Annotated in this window: 24 protein-coding genes and 3 pseudogenes; 13 read left to right on the forward strand and 14 right to left on the reverse strand. The window is 63.6% G+C overall.

The window, feature by feature from the left end; genetic code table 11:
- The first annotated feature begins 79 nt into the window (after positions 1-79).
- Positions 80-853: a sulfite exporter TauE/SafE family protein gene (locus NKH33_RS05430; RefSeq protein WP_352471466.1), complete on the forward strand. Its 774-nt coding sequence runs from the start codon at positions 80-82 to the stop codon at positions 851-853.
- A 199-nt stretch (positions 854-1052) separates the two neighbouring features.
- On the opposite strand, the pseudogene NKH33_RS05435 reads toward NKH33_RS05430, so the two are convergent.
- Positions 1053-1488, reverse strand: a pseudogene (locus NKH33_RS05435) (YqaA family protein).
- 24 nt (positions 1489-1512) lie between these two features.
- Positions 1513-1782 carry a hypothetical protein gene (locus NKH33_RS05440; protein ID WP_352471467.1) on the reverse strand — a complete coding sequence of 90 codons (270 nt, stop codon included), beginning with the start codon at positions 1780-1782 and terminating at the stop codon, positions 1513-1515.
- 295 nt (positions 1783-2077) lie between these two features.
- Here NKH33_RS05440 and NKH33_RS05445 point away from each other — a divergent pair, with 295 nt between their 5' ends.
- Together NKH33_RS05445 and NKH33_RS05450 are read left to right on the forward strand one after the other, a co-directional pair.
- Positions 2078-3067, forward strand: a complete 990-nt coding sequence (locus NKH33_RS05445) for a hypothetical protein (RefSeq protein WP_352814990.1) — start codon at positions 2078-2080, stop codon at positions 3065-3067.
- Between the two features lies 1 nt (position 3068).
- A complete protein-coding gene (locus tag NKH33_RS05450) occupies positions 3069-4544 on the forward strand; it encodes an FAD-dependent oxidoreductase (RefSeq protein WP_352618116.1) in 1476 nt (491 codons plus the stop codon).
- Between the two features lie 24 nt (positions 4545-4568).
- Here the strand turns inward: NKH33_RS05450 and NKH33_RS05455 are convergent, their stop codons facing one another.
- Positions 4569-5039, reverse strand: coding sequence for a YbhB/YbcL family Raf kinase inhibitor-like protein (locus NKH33_RS05455; protein WP_352918424.1), 471 nt, complete (start codon positions 5037-5039; stop codon positions 4569-4571).
- A gap of 49 nt (positions 5040-5088) precedes the next feature.
- Complete coding sequence (locus NKH33_RS05460) at positions 5089-5526, reverse strand: DUF2267 domain-containing protein (protein WP_023677864.1); 438 nt, start codon at positions 5524-5526, stop codon at positions 5089-5091.
- Between the two features lie 279 nt (positions 5527-5805).
- Between NKH33_RS05460 and NKH33_RS05465 the strand changes: the two genes are divergently transcribed.
- Positions 5806-6285: an Hsp20/alpha crystallin family protein gene (locus NKH33_RS05465; RefSeq protein WP_352471471.1), complete on the forward strand. Its 480-nt coding sequence runs from the start codon at positions 5806-5808 to the stop codon at positions 6283-6285.
- Between the two features lie 87 nt (positions 6286-6372).
- Here the strand turns inward: NKH33_RS05465 and NKH33_RS05470 are convergent, their stop codons facing one another.
- Complete coding sequence (locus NKH33_RS05470) at positions 6373-6801, reverse strand: CBS domain-containing protein (RefSeq protein ID WP_023677862.1); 429 nt, start codon at positions 6799-6801, stop codon at positions 6373-6375.
- A 297-nt stretch (positions 6802-7098) separates the two neighbouring features.
- Between NKH33_RS05470 and NKH33_RS05475 the strand changes: the two genes are divergently transcribed.
- From NKH33_RS05475 to NKH33_RS05500, 6 genes and pseudogenes are all read left to right on the forward strand, one after another.
- The gene (locus NKH33_RS05475) at positions 7099-7815 is read left to right on the forward strand and encodes a phosphoribosyltransferase (protein WP_352471473.1); all 717 of its coding nucleotides are present in this window, start codon (positions 7099-7101) and stop codon (positions 7813-7815) included.
- Positions 7816-7826: 11 nt separating this feature from the next.
- Positions 7827-8504: a dienelactone hydrolase family protein gene (locus NKH33_RS05480; protein WP_352471474.1), complete on the forward strand. Its 678-nt coding sequence runs from the start codon at positions 7827-7829 to the stop codon at positions 8502-8504.
- Between the two features lie 122 nt (positions 8505-8626).
- A complete protein-coding gene (locus NKH33_RS05485; RefSeq protein ID WP_352451168.1) occupies positions 8627-9127 on the forward strand; it encodes a DUF6496 domain-containing protein in 501 nt (166 codons plus the stop codon).
- Positions 9128-9461: 334 nt separating this feature from the next.
- On the forward strand, positions 9462-10385 hold the full coding sequence (locus NKH33_RS05490; protein WP_352618145.1) for an arginase family protein: 924 nt from the start codon (positions 9462-9464) through the stop codon (positions 10383-10385).
- 190 nt (positions 10386-10575) lie between these two features.
- Positions 10576-13168 (forward strand): annotated as a pseudogene (locus tag NKH33_RS05495) (NAD-dependent epimerase/dehydratase family protein).
- A gap of 267 nt (positions 13169-13435) precedes the next feature.
- Entirely contained in the window at positions 13436-13681 is a 246-nt protein-coding gene (locus tag NKH33_RS05500; RefSeq protein ID WP_352618129.1) for an extracellular solute-binding protein, read from the forward strand.
- Here NKH33_RS05500 and NKH33_RS05505 read toward each other — a convergent pair whose 3' ends face one another.
- From NKH33_RS05505 to betI, 5 genes and pseudogenes are all read right to left on the reverse strand, one after another.
- A complete protein-coding gene (locus tag NKH33_RS05505) occupies positions 13682-14476 on the reverse strand; it encodes an inositol monophosphatase family protein (RefSeq protein ID WP_352618131.1) in 795 nt (264 codons plus the stop codon).
- Positions 14477-14542: 66 nt separating this feature from the next.
- Positions 14543-14746 carry a hypothetical protein gene (locus tag NKH33_RS05510; protein ID WP_352618134.1) on the reverse strand — a complete coding sequence of 68 codons (204 nt, stop codon included), beginning with the start codon at positions 14744-14746 and terminating at the stop codon, positions 14543-14545.
- A 50-nt stretch (positions 14747-14796) separates the two neighbouring features.
- Positions 14797-14973, reverse strand: a pseudogene (locus tag NKH33_RS05515) (aspartate aminotransferase family protein); the annotation flags it as partial.
- A 27-nt stretch (positions 14974-15000) separates the two neighbouring features.
- Entirely contained in the window at positions 15001-16302 is a 1302-nt protein-coding gene (locus NKH33_RS05520; protein WP_352618137.1) for a flavin monoamine oxidase family protein, read from the reverse strand.
- Positions 16303-16378: 76 nt separating this feature from the next.
- Positions 16379-17095, reverse strand: coding sequence for a transcriptional regulator BetI (betI, locus tag NKH33_RS05525; protein ID WP_502893699.1), 717 nt, complete (start codon positions 17093-17095; stop codon positions 16379-16381).
- 113 nt (positions 17096-17208) lie between these two features.
- Here betI and NKH33_RS05530 point away from each other — a divergent pair, with 113 nt between their 5' ends.
- Entirely contained in the window at positions 17209-17427 is a 219-nt protein-coding gene (locus NKH33_RS05530) for a hypothetical protein (protein ID WP_352918616.1), read from the forward strand.
- A 2-nt stretch (positions 17428-17429) separates the two neighbouring features.
- The gene (locus NKH33_RS05535) at positions 17430-17732 is read left to right on the forward strand and encodes a hypothetical protein (RefSeq protein WP_352918427.1); all 303 of its coding nucleotides are present in this window, start codon (positions 17430-17432) and stop codon (positions 17730-17732) included.
- Here NKH33_RS05535 and NKH33_RS05540 read toward each other — a convergent pair.
- The 4 genes from NKH33_RS05540 to NKH33_RS05555 all read right to left on the reverse strand — a co-directional run bounded on the left by NKH33_RS05540 (position 17729) and on the right by NKH33_RS05555 (position 20846).
- Complete coding sequence (locus NKH33_RS05540) at positions 17729-18787, reverse strand: dipeptidase (RefSeq protein ID WP_352686689.1); 1059 nt, start codon at positions 18785-18787, stop codon at positions 17729-17731. The genes NKH33_RS05535 and NKH33_RS05540 overlap by 4 nt on opposite strands.
- A 188-nt stretch (positions 18788-18975) precedes the next feature.
- A complete protein-coding gene (locus NKH33_RS05545; RefSeq protein WP_352451160.1) occupies positions 18976-19275 on the reverse strand; it encodes a GNAT family N-acetyltransferase in 300 nt (99 codons plus the stop codon).
- Positions 19268-19903 carry an alpha/beta hydrolase gene (locus tag NKH33_RS05550; protein ID WP_352686686.1) on the reverse strand — a complete coding sequence of 212 codons (636 nt, stop codon included), beginning with the start codon at positions 19901-19903 and terminating at the stop codon, positions 19268-19270. The genes NKH33_RS05545 and NKH33_RS05550 overlap by 8 nt, the downstream gene beginning before the upstream one ends.
- Before the next feature lie 10 nt (positions 19904-19913).
- Entirely contained in the window at positions 19914-20846 is a 933-nt protein-coding gene (locus NKH33_RS05555; RefSeq protein WP_352918430.1) for a VOC family protein, read from the reverse strand.
- Between the two features lie 187 nt (positions 20847-21033).
- Between NKH33_RS05555 and NKH33_RS05560 the strand changes: the two genes are divergently transcribed.
- On the forward strand, positions 21034-22647 hold the full coding sequence (locus NKH33_RS05560) for an alkaline phosphatase family protein (RefSeq protein ID WP_502896448.1): 1614 nt from the start codon (positions 21034-21036) through the stop codon (positions 22645-22647).
- Positions 22648-22698 lie beyond the last annotated feature (51 nt).

The raw sequence follows: 22698 nt of genomic DNA on the forward strand, positions 1-22698 counted from the left end.
CACGAGACTCAAGGGGCGGGGCGGGCTTTTGCGAACTAACGCGTTCGGAACGATCAAAGGTCCGCTTCGTTCTGATCGGATGGACTGGATTAGACTAGGCCTCCTGGCGTTGGCGGGGTTCCTCACCTGGACACTGAACACCCTCTCGGCCGGAGGCGGAGGTCTATTGCTGATCCCCGCCGTGACTTTCATCACAGGGAGCGCGGCGGTTGCGCCGGTCATCACCTTGACCGAGCTCATCGGCAATCCCATCCGCGCCCTGGCCTTCCGGCGCGACATCGATTGGAGCCTGGTCCGTTGGTACCTGCCCGGCGCCATCGCCGGTGCCGCTGCGGGCTCCTGGCTCTTCGCCAACAGTCGGGCGGAATGGCTCCAGATACTCATAGGGATCTATCTGATCAGTGCAGTCTGGGAATTTCGCGGCGGCGCGCGCGAGCGGAGCTACCGAGCCCGCCGCTGGTGGTTCCTCCCGGCCGGCCTGATCGTCGCGCTGTTGTCGGCGCTGATGGGCACGGTGGGACCCGTCTTGAATTCGCTCTATCTGAACTACGGTTCGGAGAAGGAGACGTTGGTCGCCACGAAATCGGTGAACTCGTTTGTGACCGATGTCGTCAAGATCGCGGTATTCACCGGACTCGGCGCGCTCGGTGGTCAGGCGGTCATGTACGGCGCAGCCGCGGGTTTGGGCGCTGCGCTTGCCAATCTGCTGGCCAAGCGCTGGCTCGAACGCCTAAGTGGACGACAGTTCCGCGGCCTTGTGGTCGCGCTCATGGCTGTGAGTGGAGCGCTGATGATCTGGAACCAGCACAGCTTCGTTGTGCAGGCCTGGCGCGCGGCCACAGGAATGTCTTAACAATGTCGATGTTGGCTGGAGCGCTGCGCCGTAGCTTGGTTGACCGGTCGCGCGATACGCAGAAGCTGGCAAAAGGCCTGCGCGCAGCCCTCGACAAGGTCGCCGTCAAAAAGAGCTAGCGCTTCCCGTCCGCGCGCATCATACAAGGCTCTTCGAACCAGCCGACCTAACCAGCTCAGCTTCGAGAGGCTTCGTGAGATTAGATCGCGCTCAGGGTCACGGCGGCAAGAACCAGATAGCGGCCGACCTTGGCGGCAGTGACCAGCAAAAGGAAAACCCGAAAAGGCTCGCGCGCAGGACGCCCGCGACGACGGTTAGCGGATCACCGACAACCGCAGCCAACTCTGCAGGAGCGACCACTTTCCATAGCGGCGATACCACACTTGCGCGCGGTCCAGTTGCGCTTGGTTCATCGGAAACCACCGTTGGCCCCGAAAGCGCTCGATGCCTCGCCCGAGCCGCCAGTTGATCACCGATCCAAGCACGTTGCCGACGCTCGCGACTCCGATGAACAGCCAGGGCGAGTAATCCGCAAGCACGAGTTCGACCAGCACTGCTTCCGATTGCATCGGCAGGATCGTAGCGGCGAGCAAGGCCGCCAGGAACAGACCAGCACAGGCCGCGAGATCGGTCATTGAACCGCATATCCGCCAGTCGACCTAATGATGGTGACCTTCGGGTTCGACCATCTTGAACGGCAGCACCTGTTCGCGATCTTTCGCGGTCAGCACCAGACCTGCCTGGAACTCATGCGGTTCGGCAGGGGCGACGGTGCTCTCAAGGCGGTGATGGTTGTCGCCGACAGGTTCGAGGCGAAGCGTCTCCGGCCCGCCGGGCCGGTCGATGATCACCGTCGCTGCCAGATCGTCGGCCTGGCGATCGATGGTCAGCCGCGTCCGCTCGCCGGCCGGTGTGTCGACGATTTCCAACGTCCCCGCAGCCAGACCGCAGGCGACCTTAAAGGGCTCCGGCGCAGCGTCAGTTGCGATACCGGTCCGTGGCCAGCGCAGCGCATCATAATTCTGCTGTTCCTTCAGCCTGCAAAGTCTCCGCGAGAATCGTGAGGGTCGCGCCGGTGAAAGCGGCCAAGGAACCTGCCGCCGATCAGATCGTTTCGCGGTATCTGGCTAAGGCCTACCGGAGCGGAGGCAGATATGCCGCATGCCCGCAATCGCATGGAACCGAACATCGGCAAAGTCTGCCGTGGATTCGGGGCTTGGTGCAATGCTGCGTGACGTCGATTATGTCCTGCAAAAACTCGACTGGATGCGCGGCGAAGGCATCTGGCCGAACGGCTTGCGGTATCTGTGGACCGACGCATTCGGGGTCGTGCTCTACGTCTCGCTTTGCACAGAAACTGGCGAACAGCGCTGGCTGGACGCGGCCGAGCGGCTGGTGGCCGATGTCGAGCGTGTGCTCGGCCGCCGGCGCGGACTGAGGATCGGCGAAGCGGCCGATCGCGACGGCCAGTACTTCCACTATCTGGCGATGTGGCTGTTTGCTTTGGCGCGTCTCGGCGATCTGAAGCCGGAATACCGCAAGCGCGGCATTGCGCTGGCGAGGGACATTCACCCGGCGTTTGTGGTCCCTGGCCGCGGCGTGATCTGGAAGATGCAGGAGGATTTGAGCGGTCCTTACCCCGGCTACGGCCTCGGCAGCATGGATGCCTATGACGGCTACGTCTCTTACCGAATGCTCGACGACGAGGAACTGGCGCCCGAGATCGCGCAGATGCGTGCCCTGATGGAGCGCGATTGGCGCAGCCTCGACATCGACCAGGACCTCGGCCTCGGCATGATGCTGTGGCTCGCCCATTTCTCTCCCGACGAGCCGTGGGCCGAGGCCCAGACGAGGCGTTCGCTGCGAACCCTGGAAACGATGTGGGTCGACCCGCCCGGTTATTTCAGCCGCGCGCCATGGCTGCGCGATACCAAGTTCGCCTTCACCAATTACGGCGTTTCGCTCGGCCTGCAGGCCGCCGGTATCTGGCCGGGGCGTGTCGATAGGCTGAACGCCTTCTTCGAGGACTGGCGCTCCGGTGACGAATACGACCGCGAGGCGATCACCTGGGTGATGGCCTGCACCTCGCATCTTCCCGGCGCTTTTCTGACCCGGGGTGGCGAGACAATGATTGAAAGCGACCAAGCTCGGGAACGTTCCTCCGCCGGCGCGGTTGTCGATGGAAGTGCATGGAGACGCAAGGGGCGCGGTTGAAATGGCCATTCTCTTGGGAAAACCGGGAAGCTGTTGGGTGGCGGCAGCCGCCTCCACGAACTATCCCCAGCTCGAAGGTTCGATCCGTGCGGACGCCATTGTCGTGGGTGCTGGAATTGTCGGGCTGACGACGGCGCTTCAGCTTTGCGAGGCGGGCCGGTCGGTGGTCGTCCTCGAAGGCCTGCGCACAGGCGGCCAGGTGACCGGCCGCTCGACGGCCAAGATCACCACGCAGCATGCGCTGATCTATCGTCATCTCATCGACAGCGTTGGCCGGGACCTGGCGCAGACCTATGCCGATGCGAATTCCGCCGGCGCCCGCCAAATCCGCGATTGGGTTAACAACTGCGCCATCGCCTGCGATTTCGAGAGCAAGGACGCCTATACCTACACCTGCAGTGAAAGCCGCTGCGCGGAGATTGCGGCCGAGGCGGAGGCCGCGCGCCAGGTCGGGCTGGAGGCCGAGATCCTCGACCGCGCGCCGCTGCCTTTCGAAACGGCCGCGGCATTACGGTTCCCCGACCAGGCGCAGTTCAATCCGGCGATGTATCTGGTTGGCCTGGCGGAAGCGGTGACGGCCCGTGGCGGTCGGATCTTCGAAAACAGCCGCGCCACCTCGATCGACGAGGCAAGCCGCTGGCGCGTTGCCACCGATGGCGGCGCCGTTGATGCCGGGCATGTCGTCGTCGCCACCAACATGACGGTGAAGAGCCCCGTCGGCATGGCGAACCGGACGCAACCGCGCTGCCACACCGCCATGGCCTTTCGGATCGACGATCCCCTCCCTGTCGACGGCATGTTCATCGGCATCGACGACCCGACGCATTCCATCCGCACGGGCCGTGATGCCGAAGGGCCACTGCTGGTCACGCTCGGCCCCAAGTTCAACACCGGCTGGGACGGCGACGTGGCCAAGCGGTTTGTCGAACTGGAAAACTGGGCAAGAAAGAACCTTCCGGTCGGCGACGTCGCCTGGCGCTGGTGCAATGAGGACTATGATACGGCCGACAGGATCCCATATGCCGGCGAACCCGATCCCGCCAAGGCCGCCGGCTTCCACATTGCCACGGGCTTCAACGCCTGGGGCATCACCAACGGGACGGCCGTGGGCGAGATGATCGCCGACCTGATCTGCGGCCGCCCGAGCCCATGGCAAAAACTCTACGATCCGGCCCGGCCCTATCCTGAGGACTTCCACAAGAACGGCCGCAGTCAATCGATCGTCTCGAGCACCCACGACATTGCGCCTGGTATGGGCGGCGTGATCGTCAGGGGAGACGAAAAGATTGCGGCGTGGAGAGACACCGAAGGCGCACTCCAGGCGGTTTCGGCGATTTGCACCCACAAGGGCTGCACCGTAACCTGGAACAATGCGGACCACACCTGGGATTGTCCCTGCCACGGCTCGATCTTCGCCGCCGACGGTTCGGTCATCCACGGCCCTGCCCGAAAACCGCTTGCCCAGATTACATTGTGAAGGCGGCGACCGACACGGCCCGCGTCACGCCGGCCGTTCGTAGGTTCCGACCAACTCCGTCTCCTCCAATGCGTGTTTCTGGGCTTGCTTCCAGACCTGATGCACGCCCGCCTGTCCTGGTACGCTGAGGCTCGGCACATCGAGCGCGGCCAGCAGGAAGTGGTAATGGTGGACGCCGTGCCCTGCAGGCGGCTGCGGACCATCGTAATACGCATTGCCGAAATCGTTGGTGCCTTGCCTGAGTGCCGACGGGCCGGGCTTGCCGTCTTCGGCCTCGGCTAGTCCCCCGGCATCCGGCGGGATGTTGAACACCGCCCAGTGCCCGAAAATCCCGCTTGGTGCATCGGGATCCCGCACGACAAGAACAACGCTCTTGGTACCATCCGGGACACCGGACCACTTCAGCGGCGGCGAGACGTTCTGGCCGTCACGCGTATACCTTTCGGGAATTCTTCCGCCTGCCCGGAACGCCGGGCTGATAAGGGTGAGTGGCATTGCTATTTCCCCAAGGAGGTTGCGACCGAGAAGCCCGCGCCTGCGCCGTTCACGCCGCTTGCTGAGCTTCGGCGACGCGTCTTATCTCGCCCGGCAGGGATTCCCAGACCTTGTGCATCTGTCCTTCTCCGACGTGATGGGCGAGTACCTTGGACACGACCCTGAATGCATCCTTGGAATCGACCGGGCGGGTAAATTCCAGCTCCGCCTTGATCTTGGCCAGAAACTCGTCGAGCGACCGCATCTTCTCGGGAGCTTTGGAAGGCTGATATTGGTCATAGAAGGCGCCGCGCACCAGGATCGGCAGCTGCGAGCCGAGGTGGGCTGCAAGATCCGGCTGCATACGGTCGCGCAGGGCGTGCAGCACCGCTCCGAGAACGTGCCAGGCGACCTGCCGATCCGGTCCAATCTCGTCCATGATCTCGTCGAGCCAGATGTTCGTGGTCTGCAGTGTCTTGTCGAATACGTCGAGTCCGGTGGCGTTCATCGAGATCCTCCTTCCGTTCAAATCCGACTAGGTGATGTGACCAAACAGCCGTACCTGCCCGTTGTTCCCCCAAGCGCATGTCCTGATGCGCATTTATTGTCGGAGGTCCCGTCTGTTGTCGGCCCGTCATGAGGGAATTCGGGCCGGCTTTTTTGCCGCTGTTTTTCGACCACCTTTCTTGGCCGGCACCGGAACATCCTCATGGGTGGACGAGTTTTGTTTGCCGTCGCCGATCACATGGCGACGAGTGATGCAGACACAAAAAACAGGAGAAGAACCATGGCACATCACGATTTGGCGCCCCGGACGCCATCGCGCAGCCTCTACCCATCCGCGCGCGACCCGCTCACGTCATTCCACCGGCAGATTGACCGCCTGTTCGACGACTTCTTCGCGCCGATGGCCGAAGCGACTACGGCCGGCGATCTTTGGCCGAGCGTCGACGTACATGAAACAGACCAAGCCTATAAGGTCACCGCCGAATTGCCGGGGCTCGAGCAGAAGGACGTTGAGCTCAAGCTGCGCGAAAACACCCTCTTTATTACGGGCGAGAAGCGTTCGGAGCACAAGGAAGGCGAAGGCGGCCGCACCTACAGCGAACGCAGTTATGGCCGGTTTCAGCGGACCATCCCGCTGGAAGCGGAGATCGATGCCGACAAGGTGCAGGCCACTTTCAGAAACGGCATTTTGGCTGTCGAGCTTCCGAAGAACCCCGCGGCAAAGGACAAGACACGCCGCATAGAAGTGAAAGCGAGATAGTTGCCAAACTGAAGGCTGCCTGAGCAGGCGGCGTTCAGCCCAGATGGAGAAGAACGGCGAGCACGGCGGCAACCGCCCAGCGAGCGTCTAGCGCCGGGGATCGTCCGTTGCCTCGGAAACGCCTTCGAGAGCGATTTTGGCGGCTTCCTCATCGGTCCGCCCGAGGTCGGCCAGGGCGATGACGCCGACGAGGCGCTTGTCGTGATTGATCACCGGAAGACGACGCACCTGATGCTTGGCCATGATCTTCGCCGCATCGGTGATATCGGCGTCATCGAAGCACCAATAGACATGCTCGGACATGACCTCGCGAACGGTCGTGTTGCCGGCTGAGCGCTCCTCGGCGACGCCGCGCATCACGATGTCGCGGTCTGTCACCATGCCGACCAGCCTGTCATTCTCGCCGACCGGAAGGGCGCCGAGATTGTCGGCCCGCATTTTCCGGGCGGCATCCCTGATTGTCGTGTTCGGGCCGACCAACTCGGTCCGACGGCTCATGATCTCCTGAACTTGCATGGGATCTTCCTTTCCCTGATTGCTGAGGCAACAAGTCGCCAGACGGACCTGTTGCGACGCATCGCTAGATTGCCAGCTGGCCGGACGAGGCATGTACGGATCACTATCTTCGATCTTCCCGATCCGCGCTGAGGCGCGTGCCGGTGCCGGCACCTCGCGATCGAAACTATTCTTGGAACGTCCAGGCAGCGAGCGAGTTCCAAAATGGTACCGGTGCCGCAGCCATCCCACGGAATGTGGACGCAGGCTGGTGAAAAAACATCCACCGGGAAAACAGATGCACGCGGATTGAAGGTCATGGCTATCATCTTTTCAGATCGCCGCGAGGCCGGGCGGCAACTCGCCGGGGAACTCGTTCGCTTTGCCGGCCGCGACGATGTGATCGTATTGGCGCTGCCCCGAGGCGGCGTGCCGGTCGGCTACGAGGTCGCCCAGGCACTCAAGGCACCGCTCGACGTCTTCGTCGTGCGCAAGCTCGGCGTCCCCGGCCACGAGGAACTGGCCATGGGGGCGATCGCGCCCTCAGGCGTACGTGTCCTGAACGACGAAATCGTCAACGGTCTCGCGATCCCGCCACATGTCATCGACGCGGTCGCTGCAAGGGAGGAAAAAGAGCTTCTGCGCCGCGAGCACCTCTATAGGGACGGGCGACCCCCACCGCAGTTGAATGGACGAACCATTATCCTCGTGGATGACGGGCTTGCGACCGGATCGACCATGCGGGCCGGGATCAAGGCGCTGCGAAAAAACCACGCCGCCCATATTGTCGCGGCCGTTCCCGTCGGTAGCCCCGACACTTGCGACGCGATGCGGGCGGACGCCGACGAGGTCGTTTGCGCGACGACACCAGAGCCGTTGCTGGGTGTCGGGCGCTGGTACGTGGATTTCTCGCAGACGAGCGATGAAGAGGTCCGCGCGCTCCTCGCCAGGTCCGGGCCCAAGCCCGCCGCTTCCGAAGAGGAATTGGCTGGGCGCGCAGGCGCGGGTCCGGCGCCTGGCACCAGATCGACATAGCGGAGATGGATATGGACCGGGATAGCGAGCACGTCGTGCATGTTCCCGCGGGACCTGTCACGCTTGAGGGCAATCTTTCGTTGCCCTCGGATGCTCGTGGCCTTGTGCTCTTTGCCCATGGCAGCGGAAGCAGCCGCCACAGCCCGCGCAACCGCTACGTGGCAGGAAGGCTGAACGAGGCGAACCTCGCCGCCTTCCTCATCGACCTGTTAACGGCCGAAGAGGAGCGGATCGACCAGGTCACGGCCGAGTTGCGCTTCAATATCGGACTGCTCGCCGACCGGCTGGTCGGCGTCACGGATTGGCTCGGCGCCTCGCCGGAAACATCGGGGTTGCGTCTTGGCTATTTCGGCGCGAGCACGGGCGCCGGTGCCGCCCTGGTGGCGGCGGCCGAGCGGCCCGACCAGGCCGCGGCCGTGGTTTCGCGTGGTGGCCGGCCCGATCTTGCAGCGCACGCCCTGCCGCGCGTCCGGGCGCCGACCTTGCTCGTCGTCGGAGGCGCGGACAAGCAGGTGATCGCGCTCAACCGCTCGGCGCTGGCGGCGCTCCACTGCGAGAAGGAGCTCGCCATCGTCCCTGGCGCGACGCACCTGTTCGAGGAACCCGGCGCCCTGGACGAAGTCGCGGGCCTGGCGAGCCGATGGTTCTTGCGCCATCTGATTTCGGACAGATCGGCGTCGACGTCCTGACAGCTGGGGCTTGGATCACCAGTCCCGGGATCATTTGCGTCCTCAACGCGTTATGATCCTCATAAGACCGCGCGCAGCTGCAACCCGAATGGCTGTCGCAACCCGTATGAGGGAGAAAGACAATGCCGGACAAGAAAACCATCGAGAAGGCCCGAAAGGACAAGCGCGAGGGCAAATCGCCGAGCACACAGGCCGGCGAGTTCGTGCACGAGGAGATCGATAAAATCCGCCGCGGCGAGCACGGCGCGCGCTCGACCCAGCAGGCCATCGCCATCGGGCTTTCCGAGGCAAGACGCGCAGGCGTAGACCTGCCCCCGCCCAAAAAGGGCAAGGTGAAGGAGAGCACGCGCAAAAGCGCCGAATACGCCTATGAGGCCGGCCAGGGTGAACGCACGCCGAAACGCCGCCCGCGGGTCTCGAAAGCCGTCTCCAAGGTGCTCGAGCACGAGCCGAGGAGTACGGCGTCGCACGAGGCGCTGGCGCAGCAAGCCAAGCGTGCGGCCTCGCGCCGGACGGCTGAGGAGCGCTCGGCCGCTGCCAAGAAGGCCGCCGAGACGAAAGGCGCCAGCGGAAGGAAGGCGGCGGCGCAGAAGGCCGCCAGAACGCGCGCGCACCACGCATAGTTCAAAGACGGCAGTTCGCCTCCTGGAAATCCGATATGGCCCAAGCGACCGGTATCGAGATCTGCCCCGGCAGCGCGGGACAACGCCGCTGCCCAAGGCGAACCTGCATCCGCGGGACAACATCGACTTCGAAATCACCGCTGACGAAACGGTGGCGCTGAACGAGCAATACGCGTCACTCGCGACGCTGCCTGACGCGTGACACCAACCGGAGGTACACGGCGGCAAGGGCAGCGGGAGACCGGTCAGGAAAGCGCAGCCTGTTTCTTGAGCATGATGCGTATCGCCCATAACGCGGAGAACTCTGATCATGACCTCAGCTGCCAGCACGACAATGCCGCGAGACACCACTCAGACGAGACATATCGCTTTGCTCGGCGCGCCCTCTAATCTTGGGCTGATGCCGCAGGAGGGTGAGCCGGAGCCCGGCGTGTGGAAGGCGCCGGAGACACTTCAATCGCTTGGTCTCGCCGACCGTTTAGGCGCCGGTCCGTTGCGCTCGGTTCGGGCTCCGCCTTATCGGCCTGAGGTGGATCCTGCGACGGGCGTGCGCAATGCCCAGGCCCTGCGCCAGTATTCCAAGACGCTTGCCGAAGCGGTCGACGAGGAGCTGAACTCGGGAGGGTTCCTGCTCATGCTCGGCGGCGATTGCCGTGTGTTGCTTGGCCCTGCGCTCGCGCTACGGCGTCGTGGCCGCTACGGCCTTATCTTCTTCGATGGGCACACCGATTTCAAATTGCCGGATACCTCGCCGTCAAAGGGAGCCGCGGGCATGGATTTGGCCTTCGTGACCGGCCATGGCCCGACGCTCCTGACCGACTTCGGCGAGCACACTCCTTTGGTCCGTGAGGCCGACGTAGTCGCGTTTGGCTATCGCGATGTGCAGGACCCCGCGACTTACAGGTCCAAGGCCGTCTTCGACACCGATGTTCACCGGATGGATTTGGCTGAAGTGCGGCGGCGCGGCTTCGCCGATGCGGCACGCATAGCGCTTGACGCGGTCGCAGGGCAGGACATCGAGGGTGTATTCGTTCACTTCGATGTCGACGTGCTGGACAGCGAGATCATGTCGGCTGTCGATACGCCGGAGGCCGGCGGTGTCTTGCCCGACGAAGCTGTCGAAGCCCTTCGCACATGGTGCAACGATCCACGCGTGATTGGGATGGAGGTGACGATCTATGATCCCGACCGCGATCCGGATCGTCGCTGTGGCGAGCTGCTGATCGACATTCTGGTCGCTTCCCTTCGCGGCCGGTAGACCAATGGGAGTCCTGCACTTGTGCACAAATGCAATCCGCCGGCACGAATGGCCGTCGGTCTGACGGATCGCCGCGCGCACCCATTCTGTGGTGCTACCTCATCGGGAACCGTTCTCAACGAACATGGTTCGGAGTGTGCGACCGAAGCATTCGGCTTCTTCTACCCGGCTATCGCCAAGGAGATTCGCCATGACCGGCAAAACCCGTCCCACCGTCCTGATCACAGGCAGCAGCGGGTTTCTGGGCCAGGCCATCGCTCGCGGCTTGATGGAGCGCTACGACATCATCGGCCTTGATGTTGCCAGACGATCCTTGCCCAGCGTCGAGACGATCGAGATCGACCTTACCTCGGACGCGAGCGTGGCGAAGGCACTGGCCGAGGTGCGCGAGCGGAGCGGCGGCCGCGTTGCCTCGGTGATCCATCTCGCGGCTTATTACGACACGACCGGCGAGGATAATCCGAAATACGGCGCGGTGACCGTCGAGGGAACGCGCCGGCTGCTGAACGCGCTGAGGGGGTTCGAGACGGAGCAGTTCGTGTTTTCGAGCACGCTGCTGGTGCATGCGCCGAGCCCGGCAAAGGGCGCCAGGATCGACGAGCGATCGCCGATCGATCCGGCCTGGGCCTATCCGAGATCGAAGGCCGAGACCGAGACGCTGATCCAGAAGGAGCACGGCGACATCAAGGTTGCGATCCTGCGACTGGCGGGTGTCTATGACGAGGATTGTCACGCGGCCTTCATCGCCCAGCAGATCGCCCGCATTTTCGAGCGCATGCCGACCGCCTATCTTTTCACCGGCGACATCACCACCGGCCAGCCCTACCTGCATCTGGACGATCTCGTCGACGCCGTGGTGCGCACTGTCGACCGGCGCAGCCCGCTTCCCGACGAGACCGTACTGCTGATCGGCGAAGAAGAGACGCCGTCTTACGACGAGATGCAGAAGCAGATCGGGCAGCTCCTGCATGGCGAGACCTGGCGGACCCTGTCCCTGCCGAAAGAGGTGACGAAGCTCGGTGCCTGGATGCAGGAGAAGGTTCTCGACCAGGAGTCCGACATCAAGCCATGGATGATCGAGAACGCCGACGATCACTACGAGATCGACATCTCCCGCGCCAGGCGCCTGCTTGGCTGGAACCCGCGGCACCGCCTGACCGCTACCTTGCCGGAAATGATCCGGCGGCTGAAGGCGGATCCTACCGACTGGTACAAGAAGAACAAGCTTGAACCGTCGGCGGCCGCCGCTTCCGCGCCCGAGCTCGACCAGGCCGCCGAACGGCTGCAGCGCCCGCTCGAGCGCTCGGACGACGAGGTCGAGGCGGAAACCGAACGCCGCCGGGCCGCAACGCTCTGGGCGCCGCTGACCAACGTTGCGATCGGGCTGTGGCTCGTGGCGTCGCCCTTCACGCTCGGCCTGTTCGATCCCGCTTCAGCACCGATTCCGCCGGCGCTCGGACATGAGATCGCCTCGCCGGAGACGCGCGATGGCAGGCTCGGCATCAGTGAGATCGTATCCGGCCTCGCCATCCTGTCGCTGGCGCTCGTCGGCATGCGCCGGCGCTGGCACGGGCTGCAATGGATCACCGCCTCGATCGGGGTTTGGGTGATGTTCGCGCCGCTGCTGTTCTGGACCACCAGCGCCGGAGCCTACGCGACCGACACGTTGGCCGGCATGCTGATCGTCGCGTTCGCGGTGATGATCCCGCCGACGCCGGGTATCAGCCGGCGTGCCCTTGCCGCCGATGACGACCGCCCGCTCGGCTGGAGCTATTCGCCCTCCCTCTTCACCCAGCGCATTCCCATAATCGGCCTCGCCTTTGTCGGCCTGTTCGTCTCGCGCTATCTCGCTGCCTATCAGCTAGGGCACATCGACAGTCTTTGGGATCCGTTCTTCGGCCCGGGCGAAACGCCGGCCGGCAATGGCAGCGAGGCGGTGGTCACCTCCTGGGTCTCCAAGGGTTTTCCGATCGCCGATGCCGGGCTGGGCGCCTTTGCCTATGCGCTGGATATCCTCGCGGGCGCGATCGGCGATCGCCGCCGCTGGCGTACCATGCCGTGGATGGTGCTTTTGTTCGGCTTGCTGGTCGTTCCGCTCGGTGTGGTCAGCGTCGGCTTCATCATCATTCAGCCACCGCTCATCGGGGCGCTGTGCACGCTCTGCATCGTCCAGGCTGCCGTCACCGTCGTCCTCATCCCTTATTCGGTCGACGAGGTGCTGGCGAGCTGCCAGTATCTTTGGCACGCGAAACAAGCGGGAGAGCCGTTCTGGCGCACATTCTGGTGCGGAGGTCCGGCACTTTCGGAGGACCAGACGCCAACGCCGGATCTCGACCGGCCGCTATCGGCAGTGGCGCGGGACTTCGTCACTGGCGGTGTGAATTTTCCCCGGACCCTTGTCGCCAGCACACTCGCCGGCGCCCTGCTGATGATCACGCCGCTTGTCTTCGGCACCAGCCCGCCGCTCTACTTCAGTGATAATGTCACCGGCTGCCTGGTCATCATGATCGCCGTTACGGCGATGGCCGAGGTGGCGCGCGCCGTCCGCTTTGTGAACATAGCGCTTGGAGCCTGGATCGCCCTCTCTCCGTTCATGCTCGCCGGCGGCGCGGCGGCGAGCCTCGCCAATCTGGCGATCGGAGCGCTGCTGGTCGGGCTCAGCCGGCGGCGCGGCGGCGAGCCTCGCCAATCTGGCGATCGGAGCGCTGCTGGTCGGGCTCAGCCTGCCGCGCGGCACGCGCAGCGCTGCGCATTATGGCGGCTGGGACCGGGCCATCGTCTGAGAATGTTCGGCGGCGCAGGACGGTCGGCCAGGTGGCTGCAAAGATTGATCCGCATCAACCTGTCGAACACATCGAGCGGGAAGTCGGCGAAAGGCGCAAAGGCGGCCGTACCCTTCCAACTTGAATTTTCCGCGTATCTGCATTTCATAAGTCGGCAAATAAATTAGGGAGGAATTTCAACGTGATAAAAGGGCAATTCTCTGCGCCGGCATCCTCGCCGCCGGTATGTGGTCCGCGTCGTCATCGGCGTCCGCCGAAAGCCTGACCATGTCTTGCGGCGTTGACGAGGTCTGGTGCCAGCAGACGGCGCGGGCGTTCGAGGAGAAGACCGGCATCACCGTCAATATGACCCGCAAGAGCGCTGGCGAAATCTATGCGCAATTGCGCGCCGAGGCCGCCAACCCAAAGGGAGACATCTGGTGGGGCGGAGCCGGCGATCCGCATCTGCAGGCAGCCGAGGAGGGCCTGACAGTGGAAATACAAATCGCCGCTGCTCATGCGGACCGGTTCTGATCAAAGCTTGAAGGATTGCACGCAGAGCTGGCGGACCTGGGCGAACACGCCGCTGCCGGCGCAAATCACCAGCGCGCCGTTTTCCAGCACCGTCTTTGGGTCGGGCTTGACTATAGTGCCGCCGGCTTCTTCCACCAGCAGCATGCCTGCCAGGCAGTCCCAGGCGTTCATATGCTCTTCGACATAGCCGAGCAGCCTGCCGGCGGCCGCATAGGCGAGCATCAACGCGCCGGATGCGTTACGGAAAAACACGCCGCCCTGTGAAAACAGCAAACCGATGAGCGTTGCGACGTTCTGCATTTCGGCGCGGTTGGAAAAGCCGGTGCCCAACGAGCCGTCGGTCAGGCTGGTGGCCGCGCTTGCCCTGATCGGCTTGCCGTTGAGAAAAGCGCCGCCGCCCTTACGGCAATGGAACGTTTCGCCGGTAGAGGGCTCGTGGATGACACCCACGACAGTGTCGCCGTCCTTGGCGCAGGCGATGACCACACACCAGGCCGGAATGCCCCGCACGAAATTCGCGGTGCCGTCGATCGGATCTATCACCCAGACATGCCCGCTCGATCCGGTGACCGAGGCATGCTCCTCGCCGACAATTCCATCGGTCGGGTAAGCGGCTTTCATTGCCGCACGGATGAACAGCTCGACCTCGCGGTCAGCCTGCGAGACCATGTCCTGATGACCTTTGCTCTCGATGGCGAGGCTGTCGAGGTCGCGAAAATACTTCAGGCCGAGCGCGCCGGCGCGCCGCGCGAGATCGATGGCGAACTGTTCGCGCGTTGCTGTGTCGGGTGTCATGAGATCCTTGGGATGGCGAATGTGATCTGAGGAAAATACCCCAGCCAAAGAAGCTTAGCGGTGAAGCTAAGAGCGTGCAAATGACGAGCCCTGCCTTTTGCGGGGCAGCCCCGAGGCCGACCGGTCTTCCATGCGCCCGACAGCGACAGTCGCGCTCATACGGGTCCGGGTCATGTCGCCTTCGATATAGATGATCTGGCCGGTCATGAAGCTCGACGCGTCGGAAACCAGGAAGATCGCGGCACCGCCCAGTTCATCGACCCCGCCCACCTTGCCAGCGGCCGACCAATGCCACGGCTGAGATTGCCGGCGATAAACGCCTATCCCCGCCAGACATCTTCGCGGCGCAGATCGTCCATCGCGCGCGAAATGCCTTCGCGCAGGATCGACACCATATCGTCGATCTACTGGCGCTTGATGATTAATGGCGGCGACATCACGCACATGTTGATCAGTAGCCGGACCAACAGGCCGAGCTCGTGGCAATGCGCGTCGATGCAGGTCGGCACCTCGATCCGCCTCGCTTATGACCCTGAGGCTCTGCTGGCGATAACCGACTGAATAATTTTTTGCGCAGCAGTGCGACCGGCGACGATCGCGCCCTCGACATAGCCCGGAAATGACGGCGACAGCTCCGACGAGGCAAAATGCACCGGCGGGGCGCCCGCCCGGATAATGCGTTCGGCATCCGTTGCCGTCGCATCGACGATCGAATCGCTGTAACCGCCGCCGCTCCAGTGATCCCCGGTCCAGTCGCGATGGCTGAGATCGGTGACGCCGGCGGCCTCGATACCGAGCGCATCTTGCAGCTTTGATGTCACCGTTGCGCGTAGCGCCGCGCTGTCCATATCCCGCCAGCGCTGCGCCAGCGGCCCGCCGATGAAGACGACAAGTGCTGCATGATCCTCATCCTTGCTGGCATCGCAGGCAAAAAGTCCGTGCGGCTCCCGCCACATTACCATGCCGCTCAAGCCCCTGTCGCGCCAGAAAGCCTTGGGATAGCGCACCAGCATTTTGATCACCGCGCCGCTTTGCCAGACGCCGAGGGCTCTCTCCAGCGCAGCCGGCAGCGGCGGCACGAAATCCACTCTCGAGGCCATCATCGGCGGTAGCGCGACCAGTACCGCTCGTGCCTCGGTCACGCCGGCGGGCGAAACGACGCGAACCCCTCCCGGCCCGTGCTCAATAGCCTCGACAGCTGTATTCAGCCGCAGTCGATCGCCGAGATCCCGCGCAAGATCATCCGCCAGCGAATGCATGGTTTCGCCCACGAAATATTGCAGCTCCGACACCTCGTTGGTGATGCGGCGATCATTGTCGATCAAGTACCACAGCGGCAGCCTTTCCATTGCCAGGCACCACAGGCCCTCGATCATCGACCGAAAGGCGGCCTTGGCATCGTCGGGATCGTTCTGGCGATCGAGCCATGCCGCGACTGTCAAGCCGGCGATGGCCGGGTCGGTCGGTGCGATCGCGTTCATCCGCTCGCGCATTCGCATCGCAGTGCCGTAAGTGCGCCCGGCTTGCGCCTCGCTCATTCGCGGCTGCGTGACGAATTCGCCTGCGACATGGGTCTCGACCAATGTCTTGCCGCGCGCTCGCACCAGCGCCATTAATTCCGGCATGTCTTCGCACAAGAACTGGCCGCCGCTGTCGATCCGCTCGCCGAGCCCGTTCTGCACGGCTTCGACGCGGCCGCCGACACGGTCGCGGGCTTCGAGCAGCACGGCATCGATGCCGGCGTGGTTCAATTCACGCGCGGCCGACAGGCCGGTGAAGCCGGCGCCGACGATGGCCACATCGGCTCGTTCGATCTTGAACTTCATTAGCCGGCCTTGATCTTCTCGAATGTCAGGCGCCGGATCATTGTCTTCATTGCTGGTCCACCCTCTTTTTGATGGTTCATGCCGGCCTGGCACCGCGGGCTGCTGAGTTCGGATAGTGCTTGGGGAATGCCGCAGACAGGAACTCGTTCGCGGCCTGCAGCGCCGTCTCGCGTGTGGCGTCCTCGGTGCCCATCATCAAATGCAGCCACAGACCATCCAGCATGGCGCTGAGCGCCAGCGCCATGACTTGCGGCTCATAGGCATAGAAGCCGCTCTGCTTGAGCGCCGCGCAAAGATCGATGAATATGTTCTGGTAGACGGCATCGCGTGCGCTGCTCAGCGCCTGATATTTCGGTCGCGATTTGGCCTCGCCCCAGAAGGCACACCAAGCAGCCAGCTTGCGCTTGTTGCAGATCGAGCGGTTGAAATCGGCTGCCACCAATGCCTGCAGCTGGCGGGCGGGATCATCGCCGGCCCTTTGCAAGGCGCCGCGCCAATGCGCCGAATACTCGTCATGCATGTATTGCAAAGTGGCGACGAGCAGCTTCTCCTTGCTCTCGAAATGGAAATTGACGATGCCGCGCGACAGGCCGGCGCCGTCGGCGACGTCGGCCATAGTCGTTTCCGAATAGCCGCGCTTGGCCAATGAATCGATAGTCGCTTCGATCAGTTGAACCTGCCTTGTCTCTTTCGACGCTTTGCGGCCGCGCTTTTCGGAATCGCTTTTTCGCGCCGGTTCGAGGAGGGCTTCGCGCGCCTCTGTTGTCTTCATCGGGGTGATGGTCTCCAGCATCGCCGGCTAGCCGACCGGCATCGGCCGCGAAGATCAGTGGGACGGTGTTTGCCACTGTCAAGCACCTTCTGCATGGCTGCCCATATTCGGATGTTCTCGTCGAGATTGCATCCTTGGAGAAAACGTCGTCGAAGGCACCGTCGGCGAAAGGCAGCAGTCCCGGCGATGCAGACCAGATCAGCGCCGCCGAGCCCGCCTGCAGCGGATCTTGGGTCGAGATCCACGCCAGGCGCGAGCTGCAATATCAAAAGCTGCTGAAGCGTGCCAAACTGGTGCCGCGGCTGGTCGTCAGGCTCGGCCGCCGCACTGCCAGTCCGCCTGCGGATTTCTAAACATGGCCGACACCGACAGTCCCAAACTCGACGCCGAAGCCGCCGAACAGTGGCAGCTGATCAACACACCGCTCGGCGAAAAATGGTCGGGCCGCACCCGCTATGCTGCGGCCATGTTCTTCTACAAACACGGCGAGATGAGCGCTGAAACGCTGGAGGTCTACCGTATTTGTGCGAGGCTGGATTCGACCGATCCGCTGCCGATCATCCGCGACCGCGGCATTGGCCAGGACTGGCTTAAACGCTGGGTTTCGAATAGTCCGCCTCCAAATCGCATTCCGGTCAAGCCGGCATCACCCGCTTAGCCGATGGTCTTTTCCAGCATGCCGAGCCAGTTGCGATAGGCGATCTTCTCGATCAGCGCGCGCCCGAAGCCGCGTGCCGCGAAAGCGTCGAGCAATCTTGGCAGGCCGGCAACGTCGCCTATCACGGCCGGGATCATGGCGCCGTCGAAATCCGAGCCCAGGCCGACGCCGTCTTCGCCCAGCGCCTGCAGCAACGAATCGACATGGCGCACCATGATGTCGAGGCTGGTGTCGGCGTTCATCCTGCCGTCCTCACGCAGGAACCCGGTGGCGAAGTTCAGCCCGACCATGCCGCCGGAGTCGCGGATCGCGCCGAGCTGCCATTCGGTGAGGTTGCGCGAATGGCCGCAGATTGCGTGCACGTTGGAATGGGTCGCGACCAGCGGTGCGTCGCTGATCTCGACGACGTCGCGGAAACCTTTTTCGTTGAGATGCGAAAGATCGATCATGATCTTCAGCTGGTTGCAGGCTTTCACCAGCGCCTTGCCGGCATCGGTCAGCCCCGGCCCTGTATCGGGCGACGACGGGAAACGGAACGGCACGCCGTGGCCGAAGGCATTGGGACGGCTCCAGACGATACCGAGCGAGCGCAGGCCGGCTGCGTGGAGGACATCGAGCAGGGTGAGCTCAGGGTCGATCGCCTCGACCCCTTCGATGTGGAAGACCGCCGCGATCGAGCCTTGCGCCATCGCCTTCCTCACATCGCCGGCGGTGCGGCAGACAGTGAGCGCCGAAGCCCGCTCCAGCCTGAACAGGATCGAGGCCATCGCTATGGTGGAGTTGAGCGCATCGGCGCGCGGAACCTCGGGCGGCAAGGGCTCACTGTCGCTCGGCGCCAGCGGCACCGCGCCGCGCTTGGATTTCTCGACAGGCGGCGGGAAGATCGCGAACATGCCGCCGGCAAATCCGCCTTTCTTCGCGCGCGGCAGGTCGATATGGCCACTCGGCGTCCCCTCGACGAACAGCTTTTCGAGGTCCGCATCCTTCGACTGGTAGAGCCTGAGCAGCGTGTCGTTGTGGCCGTCGAAGACGGGAACGAGATCGGATTCGGTCATGGAGGGCCATTCGGTTGAAGTGGTCGGGCCGCGGAGGGCGAGCCGGTTGTTGCCAATACTTAGGCAAGGCGAGCGCTCTGCGCAATTCCCGCATGTTTGCCTTATGTTTGTACGCCGCCAATGGTCGAAGCGGCACGCGGTAAAGCCGCGCACCCTTTCTCCTGTCATTCATCGAGGGGCTGTCTCTCTTACCGCTTCAGCACGTCCGCCCATTCCGGATGGCGGCGGAACTGAGCATTGGCGAACGGGCAAAGCGGGATGATCGTCTTGCCCGCCGCACGTGCATCCTCGACGGCACGGGTGACGAGGCGAAGTCCCGCGCCCTGGCCGCGAAATGCATCCGGCACTTCGGTATGGTCGATGATGATCTGGTGCTCGCCGACCTTGGTGAAGGTCATCTCCGCCTCGGCGCCGCTCGGCCCACGCAGGAAGTAGCGGCCCTTCGAGCCGCGGTCCTCCAGCTCGATCTCTGGCAATAGGTCAGACATGGCTTGCGGTCCTTTCATCCGGCGCTACGGCGAACAACTGCCGCGCCGCCTCGATCTCGCTCGGCCGCACCTCATGGCCGCCGTCATGCCACTCGACTGTGACATCGGCACCATCGGCGCGCAAATAGGCTTCGAGCCGCGCCGTCAAATCAGGCGGACAGATCGGGTCTCGCCTGCCGGCGGTGACCAGGATGCGGCTGCCGTCAAGGCTGCCCTTGACCTCCGGCTCGAACGGGATCAGCGGATGCATCAGCACCGTTGCGTCGAACAGCGACGGTTCGGCAAACAGCACCGAGGCCAGGATGTTGGCGCCGTTGGAATAACCGAGGCCTAGCACCGAAGATGGCTTTGCCGCCTCGACATGTGCCTTGACGAAGCCGGCCATCTTGTCCGTCGCTCGCGTGAGATCGCCCATGTCGTAAACGCCCTCGCCGGTACGGCGAAAGAAGCGTGCGGCGCCTTGTTCCGAGACATCGCCGCGCGGGGCGACGATCGTCGCTTGCGGCGCAAGATCGCGCCCAAGCGACAGAAGCTGATCCTCGTCGCCGCCAGTGCCATGGAAGACGAAGAGCAACGGTCCGTCCAGCGAACCGGGCAGCACCTTGTGAATATACGAATCCTTGCTCATAACCCTGCCCTCAGTCTTCCAGTTTCTGCAGATGCTGCTCGAGATAGGGCCGCAAATGCTGGTGTTGCGACGGCAGCTTCAGCGCCTCGCCGAGATGGGCGGTATCCTCGTCGCGGTCGAAGCCCGGCTCGTTGGTGGCGACCTCGAACAGCACGCCCCCCGGTGTGCGGAAGTAGATCGCCCAGAAATAATCGCGGTCGATCACCGGCGTCACCCGATAACCTGTATCGAGGAGTGCCTTGCGCACTTCGAGCTGCTTGGCGCGGTTCTCGACGGCAAAGGCGACATGGTGGACCGAGCCGGCGCCGAGATTGGCGAAGCCGGCCCCTGGCAGCGATTCGATATCGACGACATCGGCGCCGTTGCCGTTCTTCACCGCCAGCCGCCTGACATTGCCGGACTTGTCGATCTCCTCATAACCCATGAATTTCAGCAGCTCTTCGGTGGCGCCACCGTCTTTCAGCCTGAGCGACACCGAGTGAAAGCCGCGGATCGCCTCGTCGGTGGGAATGCCACCCTTGGCCCATGGCGCACGGTTGTCCGCTCTGTCCTCGACCAGCGCAAACCCGTCGCCATCGGGGCCGGCGAAGGCAAGACGCTTCTCGCCGAACGTCTCCTCGCGGGACAGCCCGGTGACGCCTTGCTCGGCAAACCGTTTCTCCCAATAGCCGAGCGTGCCCTCAGGCACCGAGTAAGCGGTGGTGCCGACCTCGCCAACGCCATGGCGGCCCTTGCCGATGTTGGGAAACGGGAAATAGGTCATCACCGAGCCGGGTGTGCCGACCTCGTCGCCGTAATAGAGGTGGTAGACATCGGGTGCGTCGAAATTGACGGTTTTCTTGACCCGCCGCAGACCGAGCGTCCCGGTGAAGAATTCATTGTTCTGGCGCGCATCGCTGGCCATCGACGTGACGTGATGCAGGCCCTTGACCTGGTCGAGCATGTCTGTTGCTCCTTCCCTTGTGCTGGTGCGGCCCTTGCCGCTGTCCACGCAAATATGAGCATCCGCCTCCTGGCCGCAAAGGCGGCAAACACAGAATGGACTGTGCTGTTAAAGTGAACGACGAAGCAGGTTTTGTTCACCATTCGGCAAACTGGACCGGCTTGCATACTCGCCGAAATTGCGCTCCATGAGCGACGCATGTAGCAGCGTGAGGATACCGCGGTTGACGGGAAAACGCCCCAACATTCTCCTGATCACCTGCGACCAGTGGCGCGGCGACTGCCTGTCAGCTGCTGGCCACAAGGTGGTAAGAACGCCCAATGCCGACGCGCTGGCCGCCGAGGGCGTTCTGTTCCAGAAGCACTATGGCGGCGCCGCACCTTGCTCGCCGGCACGCGCCTGCCTCTACACCGGCCTCTACCAGATGAACAATCGTGTCTGCCGCAACGGCACGCCGCTCGACGCCCGCCACGGCAACATAGCCCTCTGGGCACGCGCCCTCGGCTATGATCCGACGCTGTTCGGTTATACCGACATGGCGCGCGACCCGCGCACGCTGGCGCCTGGCGACCCGCAGCTGAAAAGCTATGAAGGCGTGCTGCCCGGCTTCACCGTGCGCCAGCTTCTGCCCGAGCACCAGAAGCCCTGGCTGTCATGGCTCAAGGCGCGCGGCGTCGATGCCGGCGCCGGCTCCCCCGCCATTCACCGCCCGGCGGGCGAAATCCTGGAAAACGACGGCGCGATCAGCAACGGTCCGCCAATCTATTCGAAGGACGAGACGCCGTCGGCCTTCCTGGCCGGCGAATTCATCCGCTGGCTCGGCGAGCAGGAGCGCGATGCCCCGTGGTTCGCGCATCTTTCCTTCATCAGCCCCCACCCGCCCTTCATCGTGCCGGCGCCTTACAACGCCATGTACGATCCGGCCATCGGTCCAGCTTTTGACCGCGCGGAAAGCTGGCAGGCCGAAGCAGCAAGCCACCCTTATCTCGCCTATGAACTTAACCGGCAGGAACGGTCGAAATTCCGTCCCGGCTCGGAGGGCAAGGTGCGCGACTGGGGCGACGATAATTTTCGCCGCATCCGGGCGCTCTATTACGGCATGATCTCGGAGGTCGACGCGCAGCTTGGCCGCGTCTGGCAAGCGGTCAAGGCGGCCGATGCATGGGACGACACCGTCATCGTGCTGACCTCCGATCACGCCGAGATGATGGGCGATCATTTCATGCTGGGCAAGGGCGGCTTCTTCGACGGCAGCTTCCATATTCCGCTGGTCATTCGCGATCCGCGCCGCCGCAAGGCGGCCGGCAGCAGTGTCGACCGCTTCACCGAGGCGGTCGATTTGGCACCGACCTTGGTCGAGCTCACTGGGCTCGAGCTCACTGGCGGCGAAGTCCTGCCGCATCTCGACGGCCGCTCGCTGGCGCCTTTCCTGGACGCAACGGAGCCGGACAATTGGCGCGATGCGGCGCATTGGGAGTTCGATTTCCGCTCGATTGCGGATGGTGATGCAGAACGCTATTTCGGCATCGGTCCGCGTCAGTGCAATCTCGCCGTCATCCGCACGCAAAAGTTCAAATATGTGAATTTCGGCGGCGGCCTGCCGCCCTTGCTCTTCGACCTGGAAAAAGATGCCGGCGAGCTGACCAACGTCGCTGACGACCCAGCCTATCTGCCGGTGCGGTTGGAATTTGCCGAGAAGTTGCTCGCCTGGCGGGCCGAGCATCTCGACCAATCTCTGGCGCTCGCCGAATTGACGGACAATGGCGTTGCCGGCCATGTCGCGGGCTTCCCCTCGAGATAAGCAAAGCCCGCGCCGTTGCCGGCGCGGGCTTCTCTGTCGGCCTGTGAGCAG

Source organism: Mesorhizobium sp. M1182 (genome assembly GCF_040318335.1).
Classification (GTDB): Bacteria; Pseudomonadota; Alphaproteobacteria; order Rhizobiales; family Rhizobiaceae; genus Mesorhizobium.

What these genes read in the sequence shown, in the direction of transcription:
- NKH33_RS05430 (WP_352471466.1), top strand. Translation starts at nt 80, where the DNA reads ATGGACTGGATTAGACTAGGCCTCCTGGCGTTGGCGGGGTTCCTCACC.
- NKH33_RS05445 (WP_352814990.1), top strand. Translation starts at nt 2,078, where the DNA reads ATGCTGCGTGACGTCGATTATGTCCTGCAAAAACTCGACTGGATGCGC.
- NKH33_RS05450 (WP_352618116.1), top strand. Translation starts at nt 3,069, where the DNA reads ATGGCCATTCTCTTGGGAAAACCGGGAAGCTGTTGGGTGGCGGCAGCC.
- NKH33_RS05455 (WP_352918424.1), bottom strand. Translation starts at nt 5,039, where the DNA reads ATGCCACTCACCCTTATCAGCCCGGCGTTCCGGGCAGGCGGAAGAATT.
- NKH33_RS05460 (WP_023677864.1), bottom strand. Translation starts at nt 5,526, where the DNA reads ATGAACGCCACCGGACTCGACGTATTCGACAAGACACTGCAGACCACG.
- NKH33_RS05465 (WP_352471471.1), top strand. Translation starts at nt 5,806, where the DNA reads ATGGCACATCACGATTTGGCGCCCCGGACGCCATCGCGCAGCCTCTAC.
- NKH33_RS05470 (WP_023677862.1), bottom strand. Translation starts at nt 6,801, where the DNA reads ATGCAAGTTCAGGAGATCATGAGCCGTCGGACCGAGTTGGTCGGCCCG.
- NKH33_RS05475 (WP_352471473.1), top strand. Translation starts at nt 7,099, where the DNA reads ATGGCTATCATCTTTTCAGATCGCCGCGAGGCCGGGCGGCAACTCGCC.
- NKH33_RS05480 (WP_352471474.1), top strand. Translation starts at nt 7,827, where the DNA reads ATGGACCGGGATAGCGAGCACGTCGTGCATGTTCCCGCGGGACCTGTC.
- NKH33_RS05485 (WP_352451168.1), top strand. Translation starts at nt 8,627, where the DNA reads ATGCCGGACAAGAAAACCATCGAGAAGGCCCGAAAGGACAAGCGCGAG.
- NKH33_RS05490 (WP_352618145.1), top strand. Translation starts at nt 9,462, where the DNA reads ATGCCGCGAGACACCACTCAGACGAGACATATCGCTTTGCTCGGCGCG.
- NKH33_RS05500 (WP_352618129.1), top strand. Translation starts at nt 13,436, where the DNA reads ATGTCTTGCGGCGTTGACGAGGTCTGGTGCCAGCAGACGGCGCGGGCG.
- NKH33_RS05505 (WP_352618131.1), bottom strand. Translation starts at nt 14,476, where the DNA reads ATGACACCCGACACAGCAACGCGCGAACAGTTCGCCATCGATCTCGCG.
- NKH33_RS05520 (WP_352618137.1), bottom strand. Translation starts at nt 16,302, where the DNA reads ATGAAGTTCAAGATCGAACGAGCCGATGTGGCCATCGTCGGCGCCGGC.
- betI (WP_502893699.1), bottom strand. Translation starts at nt 17,095, where the DNA reads ATGCTGGAGACCATCACCCCGATGAAGACAACAGAGGCGCGCGAAGCC.
- NKH33_RS05535 (WP_352918427.1), top strand. Translation starts at nt 17,430, where the DNA reads ATGGCCGACACCGACAGTCCCAAACTCGACGCCGAAGCCGCCGAACAG.
- NKH33_RS05540 (WP_352686689.1), bottom strand. Translation starts at nt 18,787, where the DNA reads ATGACCGAATCCGATCTCGTTCCCGTCTTCGACGGCCACAACGACACG.
- NKH33_RS05545 (WP_352451160.1), bottom strand. Translation starts at nt 19,275, where the DNA reads ATGTCTGACCTATTGCCAGAGATCGAGCTGGAGGACCGCGGCTCGAAG.
- NKH33_RS05550 (WP_352686686.1), bottom strand. Translation starts at nt 19,903, where the DNA reads ATGAGCAAGGATTCGTATATTCACAAGGTGCTGCCCGGTTCGCTGGAC.
- NKH33_RS05555 (WP_352918430.1), bottom strand. Translation starts at nt 20,846, where the DNA reads ATGCTCGACCAGGTCAAGGGCCTGCATCACGTCACGTCGATGGCCAGC.
- NKH33_RS05560 (WP_502896448.1), top strand. Translation starts at nt 21,034, where the DNA reads ATGAGCGACGCATGTAGCAGCGTGAGGATACCGCGGTTGACGGGAAAA.